This window comes from Marinobacterium sp. xm-d-530, assembly GCF_013283365.1.
In the GTDB taxonomy this organism is placed as follows: domain Bacteria; phylum Pseudomonadota; class Gammaproteobacteria; order Pseudomonadales; family Balneatricaceae; genus Marinobacterium_E.
Window position 1 is genome coordinate 155,762 of record NZ_WBYM01000004.1, and the last position, 15,696, is coordinate 171,457.

Consider the following 15,696-nt stretch of genomic DNA (forward strand, 5'->3'; position numbering starts at 1 on the left):
ATCATGGAAATTAAAGTTAACTACCTCGATAACTTACGCCTAGAGGCGAAGTTTGACGACTTCACCGTGATCGCCGATCAGCCGGTTCGCTACAAAGGCGATGGCTCAGCCCCCGGTCCATTTGACTACTTTTTGGCTTCATCAGCGCTGTGTGCCGCCTATTTCGTAAAGGTCTACTGCGAAGCGCGAGGCATCTCTACCGATAATATCCGTCTTGCTCAGAACAACATTGTCGATCCTGAGAACCGCTACAAACAGATCTTCAAAATCAGTGTTGAGCTGCCAGAAGATCTCAGTGATAAAGATCGCACCGGTATCCTTCGCTCCATTGAGCGTTGTACCGTGAAAAAAGTCGTGCAAGAGGGTCCTGAGTTTCAGATAGAGGTCGTCGACAGTCTTGATGAGGATGCCCAAGCTCTACTAGCGGTTGCTACCGACAGTGAAACCTTCATTGAAGGTAAAGACGCGCCACTTGAACAGACCATCGCAAAGATGACACAGATTCTTGCTGATCTGGGGATGAAAATAGAGGTAGCCTCCTGGCGCAACATTGTCCCCAATGTCTGGTCACTGCACATTCGTGATGCGGCCTCTCCCATGTGTTTTACCAACGGTAAAGGGGCCACAAAAGAGGCAGCACTGGCCTCTGCATTGGGTGAGTTTTTAGAGCGTCTCTCCTGTAACTTTTTCTACAACGATCAGTATTTTGGCCAAGAGTTGGCTGAATCAGAGTTTGTCCACCGCCCAGATGAATGCTGGTTTGAACTGACAGAAGAGGATGATATCCCAGAGGGGTTATTGGATGAGTACACTCTTGAGATCTACGACCCTGATCAGGATTTAAGTGGCTCTAACTTAATCGATACCAACTCTGGTAATGAGGATAGGGGGATCTGCGCTCTACCATTCCAGCGTCGATCGGATGGTGAAACGATCTACTTCCCATCGAACCTGATTGAAAACCTCTTTTTGAGTAACGGTATGAGTGCCGGCAATACCCTTGAAGAGGCTCAGGTTCAGTGTCTTTCTGAGATCTTTGAACGTGCGGTTAAACGTCAGATTCTTGAGCAGGAGATTGCGCTTCCCGATGTGCCCTCGCAGGTGCTTGAACGCTGGCCGGGTATTGTGGAGGGCATCAAGGCGCTAGAAGAGCAGGGCTTTCCTGTTTTGGTTAAGGATGCCTCGTTGGGCGGCCAGTTCCCAGTCGCCTGTGTCACGCTAATGAACCCTAAAACGGGCGGTGTGTTTGCCTCGTTCGGTGCCCACCCCAGTCTGCATGTCGCTATTGAAAGAAGCCTGACTGAATTGCTGCAGGGCCGCAGCTTTGAAGGGTTAAACGACCTGCCACCACCGACCTTTAACTCACATGAGCTGACTGAACCGAATAACTTTGTTGAGCACTTCATCGACTCCAGTGGTGTTGTGAGCTGGCGCTTCTTCAGTGACGCCTTTGATTACGAATTTGTGGATTGGGATTTCTCAGGTACCAACAGAGAGGAGGCTGACAGGCTGTTTGGTATTCTGGAGTCGATGGGTAAAGAGTCCTATCAAGCGAACTATGATGACCTGGGTGTACCGGCGGTTCGAATTCTGGTCCCAGATTACTCTGAGGTCTATCCCGTTGAAGATCTGATTTGGGATAACACCAATAAATCACTGGAGTTTCGCGAGGCGATTCTCTGTCTGCACGAGTTGTGTGATGAAGACCTAGAGGAGTTGCTGGTTCGTCTAGAAGAGAGCGAGCTGGATAACTACACTGATATCCGCACGTTGATCGGCATTGAGTTTGATGAGAACAGCGTCTGGGGACAGCTCACCATTCTTGAGCTAAAACTGCTGATACACCTAGCACTGGGTCAGTTACCTCAGGCTAAAGAGTTGGTTGAGGCCTTCTTGCAGTACAACGATAACACCCTAGATCGCGCGCTGTTCTATCGTGCAATGGATGCTGTCATTGAGGTGGAGTTAGATTCAGATATGGCCCTTGAGCACTATCTCAACAACTTTACCCGCTTGTTTGGTAAAGAGCGGATTGAGGCTGTGGTTGGCTCGGTGAACGGAACGATTCGTTTCTATGGTCTCGAGCCAGTCGGTATGGAATTGACCGGATTAGAGCGCCATCAACGACTGATACAGAGCTATCAGAAACTGCATCAATGGCGAGCTTCTAAATAGTTAGGCCCTCAGTTACTGAGAGCGCTAACCTGTTTACTGGCCTGTTCAACCGAGTACTTGCCTTTAGCATCCTTGGTCACACGGCCTATCGCTACAAACGGGTCGTGTACAAAGAGTAAACGTCCACCCCGACTTTCAAGCCCTTCAAGCAGTTGTCGTTTTTCATCAATCAACTGCTCTGGAAAACGGTCATAGCCCATGGTGATGGGGAGATGAACCCAGGCGCTGCCGGGAATAAGATCCCCAGGGTAAACGACCGGTCCCTCTGGCATCTCGACTTCTGGCAGTATTTGGCCGGGTGTATGCCCTGAGCTCTCATGCAGTGTCCAGCCATCTCCCAGTGTTGCTGACTGTTGGCCCTCAGGAATGATCTCTAATCGACCTGACTCCTCCAGCAGTTTGATCAACATAGGTATGTAAGAGGCGCGATCACGAGCATGAGGGTCGTTTGCGCGCTGCCATTGGACTTCACCGACTAAGTATTTCGCATTTGGGAAGAGCAGGTAAGGATCCTCACCCTCTTGCCACTCAGACAGTAGCCCGCCTGCGTGGTCAAAATGGAGGTGGGTCAATAGAACAATGTCGATCTCTTCGTGGGAGACACCTGCAGCCTGAAGATTTTTGATCAGGCAGTGCTCTTGCTCTTGAATACCATAGCGATCTTTCATCTCGGGGCTGAAGAATGCGCCAACGCCAGTCTCAACCAAGATGTTACGTTTTGGGCTGCTCTCCTGAACCAGCATGGCGCGGCAGGCTAAGGGAATACGGTTAAGCTCATCAGGCTCTATCCAGCGTTGCCATAACGCGCGAGGCGCATTACCAAACATTGAACCGCCATCCAGCTTCTGTGTATTCCCCTCTATCGAGGTAATGCTACGCATGATTAAGCAAACTCTTCGGTGTCGATCTCAGTTTGTTGACCGGCACTATAGCGCTCACCGGCCACGGTATCGCGGTTAATGAGTTGTTCTAACTCATTAACAATGTCGCTACTCAGTGTGACATCGGCTGCGCCTAGGTTGTCACGCATGTGCTCGACAAAGCGAGTGCCTGGAATCGAAACAATCGAGGGATCCTTTGCACGGATCCAGGCCAGCGCTAATTGCGCTGGGGTACAGCCAGCACGCTCAGCAATGGCAACATAGTCACTCAGTAGCGCTCTGTTCTGTTCAAAGTTCTCTGGGTAGAAGCGTGGCATGGCACGGCGAATGTCTTTTTCAGCCAGTTCGTCCAAGTTGTCGATTGTGAGACTTAAAAAGCCACGTGCCAGTGGGCTGAAGGCGACGAAGGTAACGTCTAGTTCACGGCAGGCGTCGAGAACCGCGATCTCTGGGTTGCGAGTCCAAAGTGAATACTCAGTTTGGATAGCGGCAACGGGGCACTCTTTATGGGCGGCTCGCAAGGTGTCAGCTGACATTTCTGAAAGACCGTAGCTCGCAATTTTACCCTCTTTGATAAGGTCAGCCATGGCGCCTGCACTCTCTTCAATTGGAACGTCAAAGTCACGACGGTGCAGGTAGTAGAGGTCGATTTGATCTGTTTGAAGGCGTTTTAAGCTGGCTTCACACTGTGCTTTGATGGTTTCAGGGCGGCCGTCTAGTGCTTTACCTTTTTCAGGGTCGATGTAGAGAACACATTTTGATGCCAAAAAGATCTCATCGCGGACCGACTTGAGCGCTTCGCCAACAACTTTCTCATTTTTGCCGCCACCGTATAAGGTCGCCGTATCAAAATGGCGGTAGCCCATCTCAAAGGCTTCACGAAACCCTTTGATCGCCTCGTCATCTGATACCGGGGTGTTGTAGGCGTGTGACATGTTCATACAACCCAAACCGATTGGGTTATTGCGTAGCATCTCAAGTTTGCTCATGAAAAATCCTTAAAAATGAGTCAATTTGTACAGAAGATTAACAAGTTAGTGCGGACGAGTGAACTCGAAAAGGGGAATTAGGTATTCGAAAAAAGAAAAACGATTCGGTGCCAGAATGGACTCTGGCACCGTTATTGAGGTTAGGCTGTTGCAGCGTTTAGAGCGGCATCGTAGTTAGGCTGTTGCGCAATCTCTGGAACCAGTTCTGAATGCAGTACTTTGCCATCACGAATCACCACAATGGCTCTAGCCAGAAGCCCACGCATACCTGAATCGATGATTTCGACGCCAAAGCTTTTACCAAACTCTGGGTTACGGAAGGTGGATGCATTACTGACCCTCTCTAGACCTTCGGCACCACAGAAACGTGCTTGTGCAAACGGTAGGTCTGCTGAGACATTAATCACCTCAACGCCATCATGACTCGCCAACTGCTCATTGAACGTGCGGACTGAGGTGGCACAGGTTGGAGTATCGATACTCGGAAAGATGTTCAAAACAACCGTTTTGCCTGCGAGGTCAGACAGAGAGAACTCAGACAGGTCGGCAGCTGTGAGTGTAAAGTCTGGACAGTCGCTCCCAGCAGCAGGAACATCTCCATAGGTATGTAAAATATCTCCGCGTCGCGTAATTTGAACCATGTTATTACCTCATTATATAGAGTGATTTAGTTATAGGTATACTCATTACGCTAGCGGCAGACACTTGGATTTAATTACTCAGAGGCAGTGATTGCCTGTTTGATTTTTTTGTCAGTCTTATATTGGCTAAGTGCGTAGACTGACCAGATGGCAGCTGGGATCCAGCCAATCAATGTAAGCTGAAGTATTAAACAGAAGATTCCCGCTATAGGGCGACCGATGGTAAAAAATTGCAGCCAAGGTAGAAGCAGGGCAAGTAACAGTCTCATAAGATTTCCTTTTGGTTTAGATATCTTAACAGTAGTACAAAGTTTAAAAATTGCCCCAAAAAAAACCGGCTACTGCCGGTTTTTTTTAATGTTCCAACGATTAGATTCGTTCGAAGATGACAGCGATACCCTGACCACCACCGATACACATGGTTACTAGCGCGTATTTGCCACCAGTACGTTGCAGCTCGTGAATCGCCTTAGTCGCGATGAAAGCACCGGAACAGCCAACAGGGTGGCCTAATGCAATAGCGCCACCGTTCGGATTGGTTTTGTCTGCAGGAAGACCTAGACCTTTAGAGACTGCAATCGCTTGAGCGGCAAAGGCTTCGTTAGATTCGATCACATCCATATCATCAATGGTTAGGCCGGCACTCTCTAGTGCGGCTTTTGATGATGGGATAGGGCCTTCACCCATGATGTGGTTAGGTACACCGGCAACCGCGTAAGAGACGATCTTAGCGATAGGTGTCTCACCGTTTGCTTTAGCGGTTTCAGCATCTGCAAGCACAAGGAAAGCTGCACCGTCATTGATGCCTGAAGCATTACCTGCTGTAACAGTACCGTCTTTCTTAAATGCAGGACGCATGCCGCTCAGTTTTTCTGCGGTCGTACCTGGTTTAGGGTGTTCGTCCGTATCAAACACAGTTTCGCCTTTGCGAGACTTCAGTGTGATTGGAACGATCTGATCTTTGAATCGACCTTCATTAATCGCTACTTCAGCACGACGTTGTGACTCTGCCGCGAACGCATCTTGCTCTTCACGAGAGATGTTCCATTTTTCCGCCAAGTTTTCAGCCGTGATCCCCATGTGACCAGCGCCAAATGGATCGGTCAGAACGGACACCATCGCGTCAATCATGCCAGTATCACCCATGCGAGCACCGGTACGCATAGCAGGTGCCATGTAAGTACCGCGTGACATCACCTCGACACCACCGCCAACAGCATAGTCGCATTGACCTAGCTCGATCTGTTGAGCACTGGATACCACCGCTTGAAGGCCTGAAGCACATAGGCGGTTAACAGCCATCGCAACTGAGTTCATAGGTAGACCTGCCTGGATAGAGGCAACACGTGCAACGTAGGGGTAGCGTGATTCTGTTGGAATACAGTTACCAACCGTCACGTAGTGGATCTTCTCGGGATCCGCTTTAGAACGTGCAACCGCCTCTTTCATAACAGTGCCCGCTAGCTCTGCTGGCTCCATAGAACTTAGGCTGCCACCAAAAGCACCGATTGGTGAACGCATTGCGCTTAGAACAACTACTTCACGTGTCATCTGCATATCTCCTTATGCACAATTAATTTTGGTATTCCGACAATATATAGGGTTATCGCTACAAATACATGACCAAGTCGACTAATTGATAGTTATAATCAAGAAAAAATTTGAGGTGTTTATGTTTGTTCTTTTCGATATGGATGGCGTGTTGGTCGATTCCGAACCGCAGTGGAAGCTTGTGGAACAGGAGGTGTTGGCTAAGTTTGGTATCCATATGGAGATCGAAGAGCTCAAAAAACACGCCGGCGCAACGACCTTTGATTTCATGACCAAGATGAACCGTCTCTACCCAGAGAAAGGCCTAGTGGTTGAAGAGATGGTTGACCAAGTCATTTCGGAGATGGAAAAACGGTTGGTGACACTGCCGTTGATGAAAGGGGTAATGGCATTCATCGACCAGCTTCAAGCCGATGCCGTTCCAATGGCGATTGCCTCCAGTTCGGCGATTAGATTGATTGAAGCGGTGATTAAGACTCATAACTTACCGATCACTGTCTATGCCTCAGGCTCAGAGATTGGACTATCTAAACCTCACCCCGAGGTGTTCCTACAAGCCGCGAAACGGATCGGTGCTGATCCTTGGCAAGTGCTCATCATCGAAGACTCTGTCAATGGAACGATTGCCGGTAAAGCAGCTTCGATGTCGGTGGCTGTTGTGCCGGAGAGTTTCCCACCAAGATCTGAATTGTCGATTGCGAATCATGCCTTTGAATCGATGACCGATCTGCATGATTATTATCGTCAAGGTGGATTTAGCTACCTACGCTAGCGTTTCTGTGAAGAGGCTTCCTCTGCCTGTGCTTGAATAGCCTCTTCATGGATATCGAAACTGTGCTCAGATTTTTGTTCCACCAAGCCCTTTAAAGGCTCTAGAGTTTCCTCGGTCAGCGACTCACTCTCAACAATAGAGGTAAGGGGTTGATCGGTTTCATTAACCCCTAGTACCGCCTCAACCACTTCCTCCGGGAACAGCTCTTCGATCGCAGTATCGGGTAGATCCTCGGTACGAGGGTCAAACTCTGCAATGACCTGTGTTTCTGGCATCGCAGGGATAAACTGCTCCTGCTCTTCGATCGGTACGGGTGGTTTTTGTACCTGTCTGAATAGAGTAAATACCACAAGAATCAGCAGAATCACCACAAATCCCAGGAACAACGAACCGGGTGCAAAAGAGCCCAGTAGCATTGAGCCTAACAGTGGCCCTGCAATACTGCCAAGTCCATAGCTCAGCATCAGTGTCGATGAGGCGGCAACACGCTCCTCACTGCGAATCAAGTCGTTGGTAATCGCTACCGCTATTGAGTAGATCGCCGCAATCATCGCCATGAACAGTGAGGTCGAAACAATCAGCAGCACAAACTGATCAGAACCAAACAGTGATGCTCCCAGGGCTGCTAGAGCGGCGACGAGGACGGTTACTGTTAACACCTTGCTTCGTGTGATTCGGTCACACAGCCAACCGATGGGCCAAGCGAACAGCATCGCGCTCATAACGGATATCGACATCAAGGTGGCAATTTGATCCGTTGCAATGTCGCTCAATGTGGCATAGAGCGGAACCAGTGCATAGAACGAACCGATCAACAGCCCGCCACAAAATGCTGAAAAAAGCCCCAGCGCCGATTTGCGCCAGAGTCGCTGCAGTGACATGAACTCTGCAGTCTCTAAGGGCGGCGATTGGAGGCGAGAAGCAGAAAGAGGAATGACGGCTGCGATTAGCAGAAGTCCCGCAATGATAAAGGCTGTGGATATTTGCAGGCCAGAGGAGTGGCCAAGAATGACCTGCCCTGATGCTGCCGCTGAATAGGCTGCAATGGTGTACAGAGAGAATAGGGTAGCGCGGTTGTTGTCGCTAGCCACGGCGCTAAACCAACTCTCTATCGCAATGAATAGACCAGCAACGCTGAACCCGCCGATAATCCTGAGTAGACTCCAAACCCAAAAATCCTCAGCGAAGGGGTAGAGCAGAGCGGCCATCGCGGCAAGACTGGCCAGTGTCGAGAATGCCCGAATGTGTCCCACTCTGATCAGCAGCCGTTGAGCAAAGATTGAACCAATCACAAACCCGATAGAGTAGAAGGTCATGATCCAACCAATCTCGGTTGGCGGTGTATTCGCCATACCCAAACGAACGCCAATCAGCGACATCAAATAGGCATTGCCAGACGCTACAAGCATCAGGCTCATGAATAGAGCCAGAAGAGAGATAAATATTAGGCGCATATTGGGCGTTACTTGCCAGAGGTGGAGTTTTGAAAATCGTTTAGCCGCTTCATTTCGACATCAAACAGCACTTTTAAGGCCTCTCGCACATGTCGAACGTGGTCCATCGCAGCCGATCGAGCCCAGGCCGATTGTCCTGTGGTCACTGCCTGGTAGATTTCGCTGTGGTGTTTATCGACCACCTGCTTAAAGCCCCCTTTCTGGTTGAAGTTTCTAACAGCCTCTTGAATGCTAATCAGCGTCAGATCCTTCAAACTTGACAAGGTGTGTATCAATACCGAGTTGTGGGATGCCTCGATCACGCGTCTATGAAACTCATGGTCCAAGTTGGCATCCCAATCGGGGGCTACCGACTCCATCTTCTTGAACGCCTCACGAATGCGATACTGATCGCGAGCGGTCGCTCGTTGTGCGGCTAGAAAGCAAGCTTGCCCCTCCAGCTGTTCACGGACCTCAAGAATTTCCAGTACAGCCTTGGGATCCTGACCAAACAGATTGATCAGAGCGGACTTGTTTTCTGAACTGGTGACCGCGCAGGAGACAAATGATCCTCTACCGTGGTGCGTTTCAATGATCCCTTTACCCGAGAGTATATGCAGTGCCTCTCGAACAATGGTACGCGACACACCTAGACGTGCAGAGAGGGATCGTTCAGACGGGATCTTGCTCTCCGGTCCTAACTCACCATCAGCAATCAATCTTTGCAGATATTGAGTGACTTCATTAACAGCGCTGCTTGCAGATTGGCTCATCTATTTCGCATCTCGGTATGGATTGGTCAGACCAGTTTTCCACGCCATCAATTGAAACGCAAGCCCCATCTGGGTTTGAATGCATAAACGTTTCATCGAGTGAGTGACCATCAAATCAGTGGTTTGATTTCAAGTGGTCATACCAGTAGACAGCTGCGTAAGTTTTTGTGACAGCATCGCTCTATTGGTCTGTCTACTACTCCAATTTAAGAGGTTGAACTTATGCTCGAACTGAAACGCTTAGATATTGAAGATGCTCGTCTGTTAATCGAAGGGGCTCGAAACCGAGCTAATGAGATTGGTGTACCTATGTGTATCGCGATAACAGATGAGTCAGGGAATTTGATCGCTTTTGAACGTATGGATGGCGGTAAAACCACCAGTGTAACCATCGCTCAAGACAAAGCCTACACCGCAGCGGCTGCTCGCAAAGCGACGCACGAGTACAACGCTGCATGTACACCCGGCTCGTTGGTGTTTGGTATTCACACCTCGATGGGTGGACGTCTGTGTGTTGTGGGCGGCGGTTATCCCGTGGAGTCAAATGGACAAGTAGTTGGTGGCATCGGATTGAGTTCTGGTACACCAATGCAGGATATGGAGTGTGCTCAAGCTGGTATAGAGTACTGGCAACAGCAGACTCAACAATAAAAAGTACCCAGAGTGGGGTCGGAGATCAGTATGCAGAGTGCAGTGGCTAGCCCGGATCGTGTTGCTAAGCGTCAACGCATTGCTCAGCGATTTAATGAGTTCATTGATTCGCACTACGTCATCAGTGACAGCGAAACGTTAAAGCCTTATGAGTGTGACGGCCTTTCAGCCTATTGCGAAGAGGCGTTGATCGTTGTTTTGCCATCAACGGTAGAGCAGGCACAGAAGGTTCTTAAAATTTGTCACGAAGAGAACATCCCTGTGGTAGCTCGTGGTGCAGGTACCGGTTTGTGTGCCGGTGCTATGCCTCATGGTGATGGCGTGGTCTTATCGATGGCGAAGTTCAATAAGATCCTCGAGATCGATACTGACGCTAGAGCGGCTCGCGTTCAACCGGGTGTTCGCAACCTAGCGATTAGTGAAGCGGCAGGTGATTACAATCTCTATTACGGTCCAGACCCTTCGTCGCAAATAGCCTGCACCATTGGCGGTAACGTGGCTGAAAACTCAGGGGGTGTCCACTGCCTTAAATACGGTTTGACCGTGCATAACCTGTTAAGTGTTCAGTTCCTGACGATGGAAGGTGAGCTGCTAACCATCGGCTCAGAAGGTCTTGATAGCTGTGGTATGGATCTGATGGCGCTGTTCACAGGATCCGAAGGGCTATTGGGTGTGGTCACCGAAGTGCGAGTGAAGCTGCTGCCAAAACCTGAGCGTGCTCAGGTAGTGGTTGCAGGATTCGACTCGGTACCCAAAGCGGGTGATGCCGTCGGTGAGATCATTGCTAAGGGTATCATTCCTGGCGGTCTTGAGATGATGGATGGCTTTGCCATTAAAGCGGCTGAAGATTTTGCCAAAGCGGGCTACCCCGTCGATGCTCAGGCTCTATTGCTATGTGAGGTCGATGGCACCGATGAAGAGGTGGCGGAGCATATTGAAGCGGTTGAAACGCTGTTTCGTGAACTGGGAGCCACCTCGGTTCGCACATCTCAAAGTGAAGAGGAGCGTGCACGTCTATGGGCTGGGCGTAAATCAGCCTTCCCAGCCGTTGGACGTATTTCACCAGACTACTACTGCATGGACGGGACGATTCCGCGTGGTCAGCTAACGCATGTGCTGCTCGAGATGCAGAAAATGTCAGAGCACTACGGTCTGCGTGTGGCCAACGTTTTCCATGCCGGCGATGGCAACTTGCACCCACTGATTCTCTTTGATGCGAACGTACCGGGTGAGCTGGAGCGCACCGAAGAGTTCGGTGGCAAAATTCTTGAACTCTGTGTTGAGGTGGGCGGCTGTATCACGGGCGAGCACGGCGTAGGCTATGAAAAACTCCGTCAAATGCCGGCTCAGTTCAGTGATTCAGAGATCGAGCAGTTCCACAAAGTGAAGCGTGCCTTTGATGCCAAAGAGCTTCTTAATCCCGGTAAAGGTATACCGACCTTGAGAAGTTGTCAGGAGTACCGTTCGTTGGATCTTGATCTAACGCCCAATGCTCAGGTTAGCGCCAATAGCAATACTGATGCAGGAGAGTTCCGTGTCTGATTTAACCAATGAATTGATTAGCCAAGTCCGTGATGCGGTTGAGGCTAAAGAGACGCTGGCTATTTCAGCGGGTGGCAGTAAAGCCTTTATGGGACGTCAGATCGAGACGGATCGTACCATCGATGTCAGTGGTCACACAGGCATTGTTAGCTACCAACCGGTTGAGCTCGTTATGACCGCACGTGCCGGTACCAGACTTGCAGAGATTGAGTCTGCACTATCTGAACACAATCAGATGCTGGCCTGTGAGCCGCCACGTTTCGGTGGCAAAGCAACCTTAGGTGGTACATTGGCCGCTAACGTCTCAGGTCCGGGGCGCCCTTGGTACGGATCCATTCGTGATCATGTATTAGGCGTCAGGTTGATCAATGGCGAAGCGGAACAGCTGCGGTTTGGTGGTCAGGTGATGAAGAATGTCGCCGGTTACGATCTTTCGCGTCTGCAAGCGGGTGCGATGGGTGGATTAGGCCTAATGACCGAGATCTCTCTAAAAGTACTGCCTAAACCAGCGACTACCCGCACTTTGAAGTTCGCAATGGATCAAGCCGAAGCGATACAGCGCATGAACTCCATGTCAGGTCAGCCAAAGCCGATTACAGCGGCTTATTGGCACAACGGAGAATTGTTTGTTCGTCTGGCAGGTGCAGCCTCAGCAGTTGATGCGACTGCAAAAATTTGGGGTGGTGATGAACTGGCTCCAGAGGTTGCCTTGGCTCTTTGGGCGGATCTGCAAGATCAGAAACCAGCCCTATTCAATGCGGAAAAAGTCTGGCGCTTCTCCGTTAAGGGCAGTGCGGATGTCCTACCCATCGAAGGGGATTCATTAATCAACTGGGGTGGCGCTGAGCGCTGGTATGCCGGTGATCACAGTTTCGATCGTATGGTGGAGCTAGCAGAGAGTGCTGGTGGACAGGTTTCACTCTACCGCGGAGGTGATCGTACTGACGAGGTACTTCATCCGGTTAATCCATCAATTCAGGCTCTGCAACAACGCATTAAAGCGTCTGTCGATCCGCAGGGGGTATTCAATCCCGGCCGTGCGTTTGGTTGGTTGTAGGAGTCAGTGCAATGAAAACGAATATAGTTCAAACCTTCCTAGCGACGCCCGAAGGACAAGAGGCGGAAGAGATTCTGCGTAGCTGCGTTCACTGTGGTTTCTGTACAGCAACGTGCCCAACCTACCAAGAGTTGAATGATGAACGAGACGGCCCGCGTGGTCGAATCTATCTGATCAAACAGCTGTTGGAGACCGATGAGGTGACCGAAAAAACTCGGACACACCTAGATCGCTGTCTGACCTGTCGTTCATGTGAGACGACCTGTCCATCGGGCGTTCAATATGGACGTCTAGTTGATATAGGTCGTGGCATTGTTGAGAAGAAATTGGATCGCCCTGTTACGGAAAAAGTGGTTCGCTGGGGATTGAAACAGGTTCTGCCTCACGCTAACCGCTTTGGTCCGCTACTAAAAGTAGGTCAGGTGTTTAAACCGATTCTACCTGGCGCTCTGGGTAAGAAGGTCCCGCCTAAACGTAAAGCCTCTCCTTGGCCAGCCAAACGTCATGCTCGAGTTATGATGGCTCTTGCCGGTTGTGCTCAACCCAGTGCTGCACCCAATACCAATGCGGCAACGGCTCGGGTACTGGATAAGCTAGGAATCACTCTGGTTGAAGCACCACAAGCTGGATGCTGTGGAGCGGTGAATTACCACCTGTCGGCACACGAAGCGGGTCTTAATGAGATGCGCAAGAACATTGACGCCTGGTGGCCAGCGATTGAAGGGGGTTGTGAAGCCATTGTGATGACCGCGTCTGGTTGCGGTGCCATGGTTCAGGAGTACGGGCATCTATTAAGAGATGACCCAGACTACGCGGAGAAGGCCAAGCGTGTGAGTGAGCTGACAAAAGATATCAGTGAGGTGCTGCTGGCTGAAGATCTGTCACCACTTGCTCCCAATACTGATGGTGAAAAGATCGCGTTCCACTGTCCTTGTACCTTGCAGCACGCTATGAAACAGAGCGGCTCCGTAGAAAAAGTACTCGAGAAAGTGGGCTTTGATCTGGCCAAGACCAAGGATAAGCATCTCTGTTGTGGTTCCGCGGGCACCTACTCGATTCTTCAGCCGAAGATCAGTCAAAAGCTGCTAGCCAATAAGGTTGAGGCACTGACAGGGGATAAACCGACACAGATCGCTACCGCGAACATTGGGTGTCAGTTACACATTGAGACAGCTTCGCCGGTACCGGTTAATCACTGGATTGAACTGTTGGATCGATAAGATCGCAGTCACTATTAAAGGGGCCTTGTTAGGCCCCTATTTATTTGTCACTGCTTCTATTTTTCAGTTTCGGATTCGGGTGTGACGAGATGATCTCGGTTCCAAAGAGTGGGGTAGAGCGGAATCCAAAGTGCTACCAGGGCGAGGGTGCCAAAGCCACCAAATAGAATGGAGGGGACCGCACCAATCCAGGCGGCAAGTGCACCTGATTCAAATTCACCCAGTTGATTGGAGGTTGCAATAAAGAGTGAGTTAACCGCGCTGACCCGTCCGCGCATCTCATCGGGTGTTTCAACCTGAACCAGTGTTGAGCGAATCACAACACTGATCATATCGGCGGCGCCAAGAACAAACAGAGCGGTCAGCGATACCCACATCACTTCAGAGAAACCGAAGACCAGAGTGCCCAAGCCAAAGACCCAGACGGCCGCATAGAGCCAACGCCCGGAGTGTCGTTGAATCGGGTATTTTGCAAGCAAGAACGACATCGCAACGGCCCCCGCCGCTGGTGCGCTTCTTAACAGGCCTAAACCGACTGAATCGGTCTGTAATATATCGTGCGCAATCATCGGTAGAAGAGCAGTAACGCTGCCGATTAGAACCGCCAGCGTATCGAGCATTAACGATCCCCATACCGGTTTGTTGCGCCAGACGTGGACAAAGCCCTCAAACAACTCTTTGCGACGCTGCTCGCTTCGGTCCCGTTTGATGGCTGTATCTTTCATGCCAAACAGCGTCACAATCGATATTAAGACGAACAGCATGCTAGTGGCATAGAGTGTGCCGGCTCCAAAAATATAGATGACGCCACCTAAAGCCGGACCAATAATTGTAATGGTCTCACGAGCTGAAGCGGTCAGTGTCATCGCTTGGGTCAGAAGCTGGCGCGGCACCAGATTCGGCACCATCGCTTGCCCCGCAGGCATGCTGAAGGTTCTAGAGACGCCCAGCATGAAACAGGCTATGTAGATGATCCCTTCTGTAATGGTCTCAGTGAAACTGGTTAAGGAGAGCGCACCAATGGTGATTAACAGCAGCACCCGACTCCAAATCATCACCTTATGACGATCGTATCGATCGGCCATGTCGCCTGCGTGCAGCGTAAACAGAATCTGAGGTACATAACGCGCCAGACCAACCCAGCCAAGCGCCATAGCGCTTTCGGTCATCAGGTAGACCTGCCAGCCCAAGCCGATCAGCATCATCTGAATCGCCATGCCGGAGGTGAGTTGGCTGGTGAGGAACCGAACAAATAATCCCTGTTTTAATAGCCGGGTGTCACTCACTGGTCTGAATCCTTAGAGGGGTTTCTGGCCTCTTCATGACTCTCTAATCTATGGCCTGCATCAATAAATTTTGGCAGACGCAAATTGCCAAATATGGCGGCCAGTCGGGTTAGAAAAATGACTAACATTGCCAAGTAGGAGAGGAGTATCGGATCGATGTAACCCTCACCTAATACAAATACCATCGCACCGAGTATGGTGCAGGTGGCATAGAGTTCGCCGTCGCCACCGCCAAGAATCATCGGGTCTTCATTGGTTAGCACATCACGGATAAGGCCGCCTGCAACGGCTGTGATACAGGCCATCATGACGACCAGTAGGGGCGATAGATCAGCCATCTGGGCCTTTTGCGCACCGATGATTGCAAAAAGTGAGATACCGGCGGCATCGAATATCAGCAACAGTCGGCGCGGGTAGCGAAGATAACGCGCTAAGATAAAGGTCACGAGACCCGCAATCAGTGCCGTTGATATATACCAGGTCTCTTCAAGCCAAAAGATGGGGCCGTTGTTGATGGTTAGGTCACGAATAGTCCCTCCACCTACCGCAGTGACGACGGCTAATACCATTACGCCAAAGATGTCGATGCGCTTACCGGTGGCGGCTAAGGCACCGGTGATAGCAAATACAACCGTCCCTAGAAACTCGGCAGCGAGTAGTGGCTGACTAAACAACAAAAGCCTCCCTTTGCTCTCTATGGATGCAAGCTTATCTGTGCGACAATC

Annotated in this window: 15 protein-coding genes; 6 read left to right on the forward strand and 9 right to left on the reverse strand. The window is 50.4% G+C overall.

Going from position 1 to position 15,696, the window contains the following annotated elements; genetic code table 11:
• Nucleotides 1-3 precede the first annotated feature (3 nt).
• Entirely contained in the window at nt 4-2,175 is a 2,172-nt protein-coding gene (locus XMD530_RS08035; RefSeq protein ID WP_173484628.1) for an OsmC domain/YcaO domain-containing protein, read from the forward strand.
• Between the two features lie 8 nt (nt 2,176-2,183).
• Here the strand turns inward: XMD530_RS08035 and XMD530_RS08040 are convergent, their stop codons facing one another.
• The 5 genes from XMD530_RS08040 to XMD530_RS08060 form a co-directional block, all read right to left on the reverse strand.
• A complete protein-coding gene (locus tag XMD530_RS08040; protein ID WP_173484629.1) occupies nt 2,184-3,056 on the reverse strand; it encodes an MBL fold metallo-hydrolase in 873 nt (290 codons plus the stop codon).
• Between the two features lie 2 nt (nt 3,057-3,058).
• Complete coding sequence (locus XMD530_RS08045) at nt 3,059-4,045, reverse strand: aldo/keto reductase (RefSeq protein WP_173481339.1); 987 nt, start codon at nt 4,043-4,045, stop codon at nt 3,059-3,061.
• 140 nt (nt 4,046-4,185) lie between these two features.
• Entirely contained in the window at nt 4,186-4,686 is a 501-nt protein-coding gene (gene tpx, locus XMD530_RS08050; RefSeq protein ID WP_173481338.1) for a thiol peroxidase, read from the reverse strand.
• Nucleotides 4,687-4,760: 74 nt separating this feature from the next.
• On the reverse strand, nt 4,761-4,955 hold the full coding sequence (locus XMD530_RS08055; protein WP_173481337.1) for a YqaE/Pmp3 family membrane protein: 195 nt from the start codon (nt 4,953-4,955) through the stop codon (nt 4,761-4,763).
• A 100-nt stretch (nt 4,956-5,055) separates the two neighbouring features.
• A complete protein-coding gene (locus tag XMD530_RS08060) occupies nt 5,056-6,237 on the reverse strand; it encodes an acetyl-CoA C-acyltransferase family protein (protein ID WP_173481336.1) in 1,182 nt (393 codons plus the stop codon).
• Between the two features lie 121 nt (nt 6,238-6,358).
• Here XMD530_RS08060 and XMD530_RS08065 point away from each other — a divergent pair, with 121 nt between their 5' ends.
• Nucleotides 6,359-7,009, forward strand: a complete 651-nt coding sequence (locus XMD530_RS08065) for an HAD family phosphatase (protein WP_173506998.1) — start codon at nt 6,359-6,361, stop codon at nt 7,007-7,009.
• On the opposite strand, the gene XMD530_RS08070 is transcribed toward XMD530_RS08065, so the two are convergent.
• Both XMD530_RS08070 and XMD530_RS08075 read right to left on the reverse strand, forming a co-directional pair.
• Nucleotides 7,006-8,427: an MFS transporter gene (locus XMD530_RS08070; RefSeq protein WP_173506999.1), complete on the reverse strand. Its 1,422-nt coding sequence runs from the start codon at nt 8,425-8,427 to the stop codon at nt 7,006-7,008. The two genes, XMD530_RS08065 and XMD530_RS08070, sit on opposite strands and share 4 nt — an antisense overlap.
• A 44-nt stretch (nt 8,428-8,471) precedes the next feature.
• A complete protein-coding gene (locus XMD530_RS08075) occupies nt 8,472-9,215 on the reverse strand; it encodes an FCD domain-containing protein (RefSeq protein WP_173507000.1) in 744 nt (247 codons plus the stop codon).
• Between the two features lie 222 nt (nt 9,216-9,437).
• Between XMD530_RS08075 and XMD530_RS08080 the strand changes: the two genes are divergently transcribed.
• The 4 genes from XMD530_RS08080 to glcF are packed head-to-tail and all read left to right on the forward strand — an operon-like array spanning nt 9,438 to nt 13,685.
• Nucleotides 9,438-9,866 (forward strand): heme-binding protein, encoded by a 429-nt coding sequence (locus XMD530_RS08080; protein WP_173481332.1) that lies wholly within the window; start codon nt 9,438-9,440, stop codon nt 9,864-9,866.
• 30 nt (nt 9,867-9,896) lie between these two features.
• Nucleotides 9,897-11,408 carry an FAD-linked oxidase C-terminal domain-containing protein gene (locus tag XMD530_RS08085; RefSeq protein WP_173481331.1) on the forward strand — a complete coding sequence of 504 codons (1,512 nt, stop codon included), beginning with the start codon at nt 9,897-9,899 and terminating at the stop codon, nt 11,406-11,408.
• Nucleotides 11,401-12,465 (forward strand): glycolate oxidase subunit GlcE, encoded by a 1,065-nt coding sequence (glcE, locus tag XMD530_RS08090; protein ID WP_173481330.1) that lies wholly within the window; start codon nt 11,401-11,403, stop codon nt 12,463-12,465. The genes XMD530_RS08085 and glcE overlap by 8 nt, the downstream gene beginning before the upstream one ends.
• 11 nt (nt 12,466-12,476) lie before the next feature.
• The gene (gene glcF, locus XMD530_RS08095) at nt 12,477-13,685 is read left to right on the forward strand and encodes a glycolate oxidase subunit GlcF (protein ID WP_173484634.1); all 1,209 of its coding nucleotides are present in this window, start codon (nt 12,477-12,479) and stop codon (nt 13,683-13,685) included.
• Between the two features lie 56 nt (nt 13,686-13,741).
• Here the strand turns inward: glcF and XMD530_RS08100 are convergent, their stop codons facing one another.
• Both XMD530_RS08100 and XMD530_RS08105 read right to left on the reverse strand, forming a co-directional pair.
• Nucleotides 13,742-14,971: an MFS transporter gene (locus XMD530_RS08100; RefSeq protein WP_173483086.1), complete on the reverse strand. Its 1,230-nt coding sequence runs from the start codon at nt 14,969-14,971 to the stop codon at nt 13,742-13,744.
• On the reverse strand, nt 14,968-15,645 hold the full coding sequence (locus XMD530_RS08105) for a trimeric intracellular cation channel family protein (RefSeq protein ID WP_254443791.1): 678 nt from the start codon (nt 15,643-15,645) through the stop codon (nt 14,968-14,970). The genes XMD530_RS08100 and XMD530_RS08105 overlap by 4 nt, the downstream gene beginning before the upstream one ends.
• Nucleotides 15,646-15,696: the final 51 nt, after the last annotated feature.

Bases quoted from the DNA above. Each gene is read 5' to 3' on its own strand.
- XMD530_RS08035 (WP_173484628.1), top strand. From the start codon at position 4: ATGGAAATTAAAGTTAACTACCTCGATAACTTACGCCTAGAGGCGAAG.
- XMD530_RS08040 (WP_173484629.1), bottom strand. From the start codon at position 3,056: ATGCGTAGCATTACCTCGATAGAGGGGAATACACAGAAGCTGGATGGC.
- XMD530_RS08045 (WP_173481339.1), bottom strand. From the start codon at position 4,045: ATGAGCAAACTTGAGATGCTACGCAATAACCCAATCGGTTTGGGTTGT.
- tpx (WP_173481338.1), bottom strand. From the start codon at position 4,686: ATGGTTCAAATTACGCGACGCGGAGATATTTTACATACCTATGGAGAT.
- XMD530_RS08055 (WP_173481337.1), bottom strand. From the start codon at position 4,955: ATGAGACTGTTACTTGCCCTGCTTCTACCTTGGCTGCAATTTTTTACC.
- XMD530_RS08060 (WP_173481336.1), bottom strand. From the start codon at position 6,237: ATGACACGTGAAGTAGTTGTTCTAAGCGCAATGCGTTCACCAATCGGT.
- XMD530_RS08065 (WP_173506998.1), top strand. From the start codon at position 6,359: ATGTTTGTTCTTTTCGATATGGATGGCGTGTTGGTCGATTCCGAACCG.
- XMD530_RS08070 (WP_173506999.1), bottom strand. From the start codon at position 8,427: ATGAGCCTGATGCTTGTAGCGTCTGGCAATGCCTATTTGATGTCGCTG.
- XMD530_RS08075 (WP_173507000.1), bottom strand. From the start codon at position 9,215: ATGAGCCAATCTGCAAGCAGCGCTGTTAATGAAGTCACTCAATATCTG.
- XMD530_RS08080 (WP_173481332.1), top strand. From the start codon at position 9,438: ATGCTCGAACTGAAACGCTTAGATATTGAAGATGCTCGTCTGTTAATC.
- XMD530_RS08085 (WP_173481331.1), top strand. From the start codon at position 9,897: ATGCAGAGTGCAGTGGCTAGCCCGGATCGTGTTGCTAAGCGTCAACGC.
- glcF (WP_173484634.1), top strand. From the start codon at position 12,477: ATGAAAACGAATATAGTTCAAACCTTCCTAGCGACGCCCGAAGGACAA.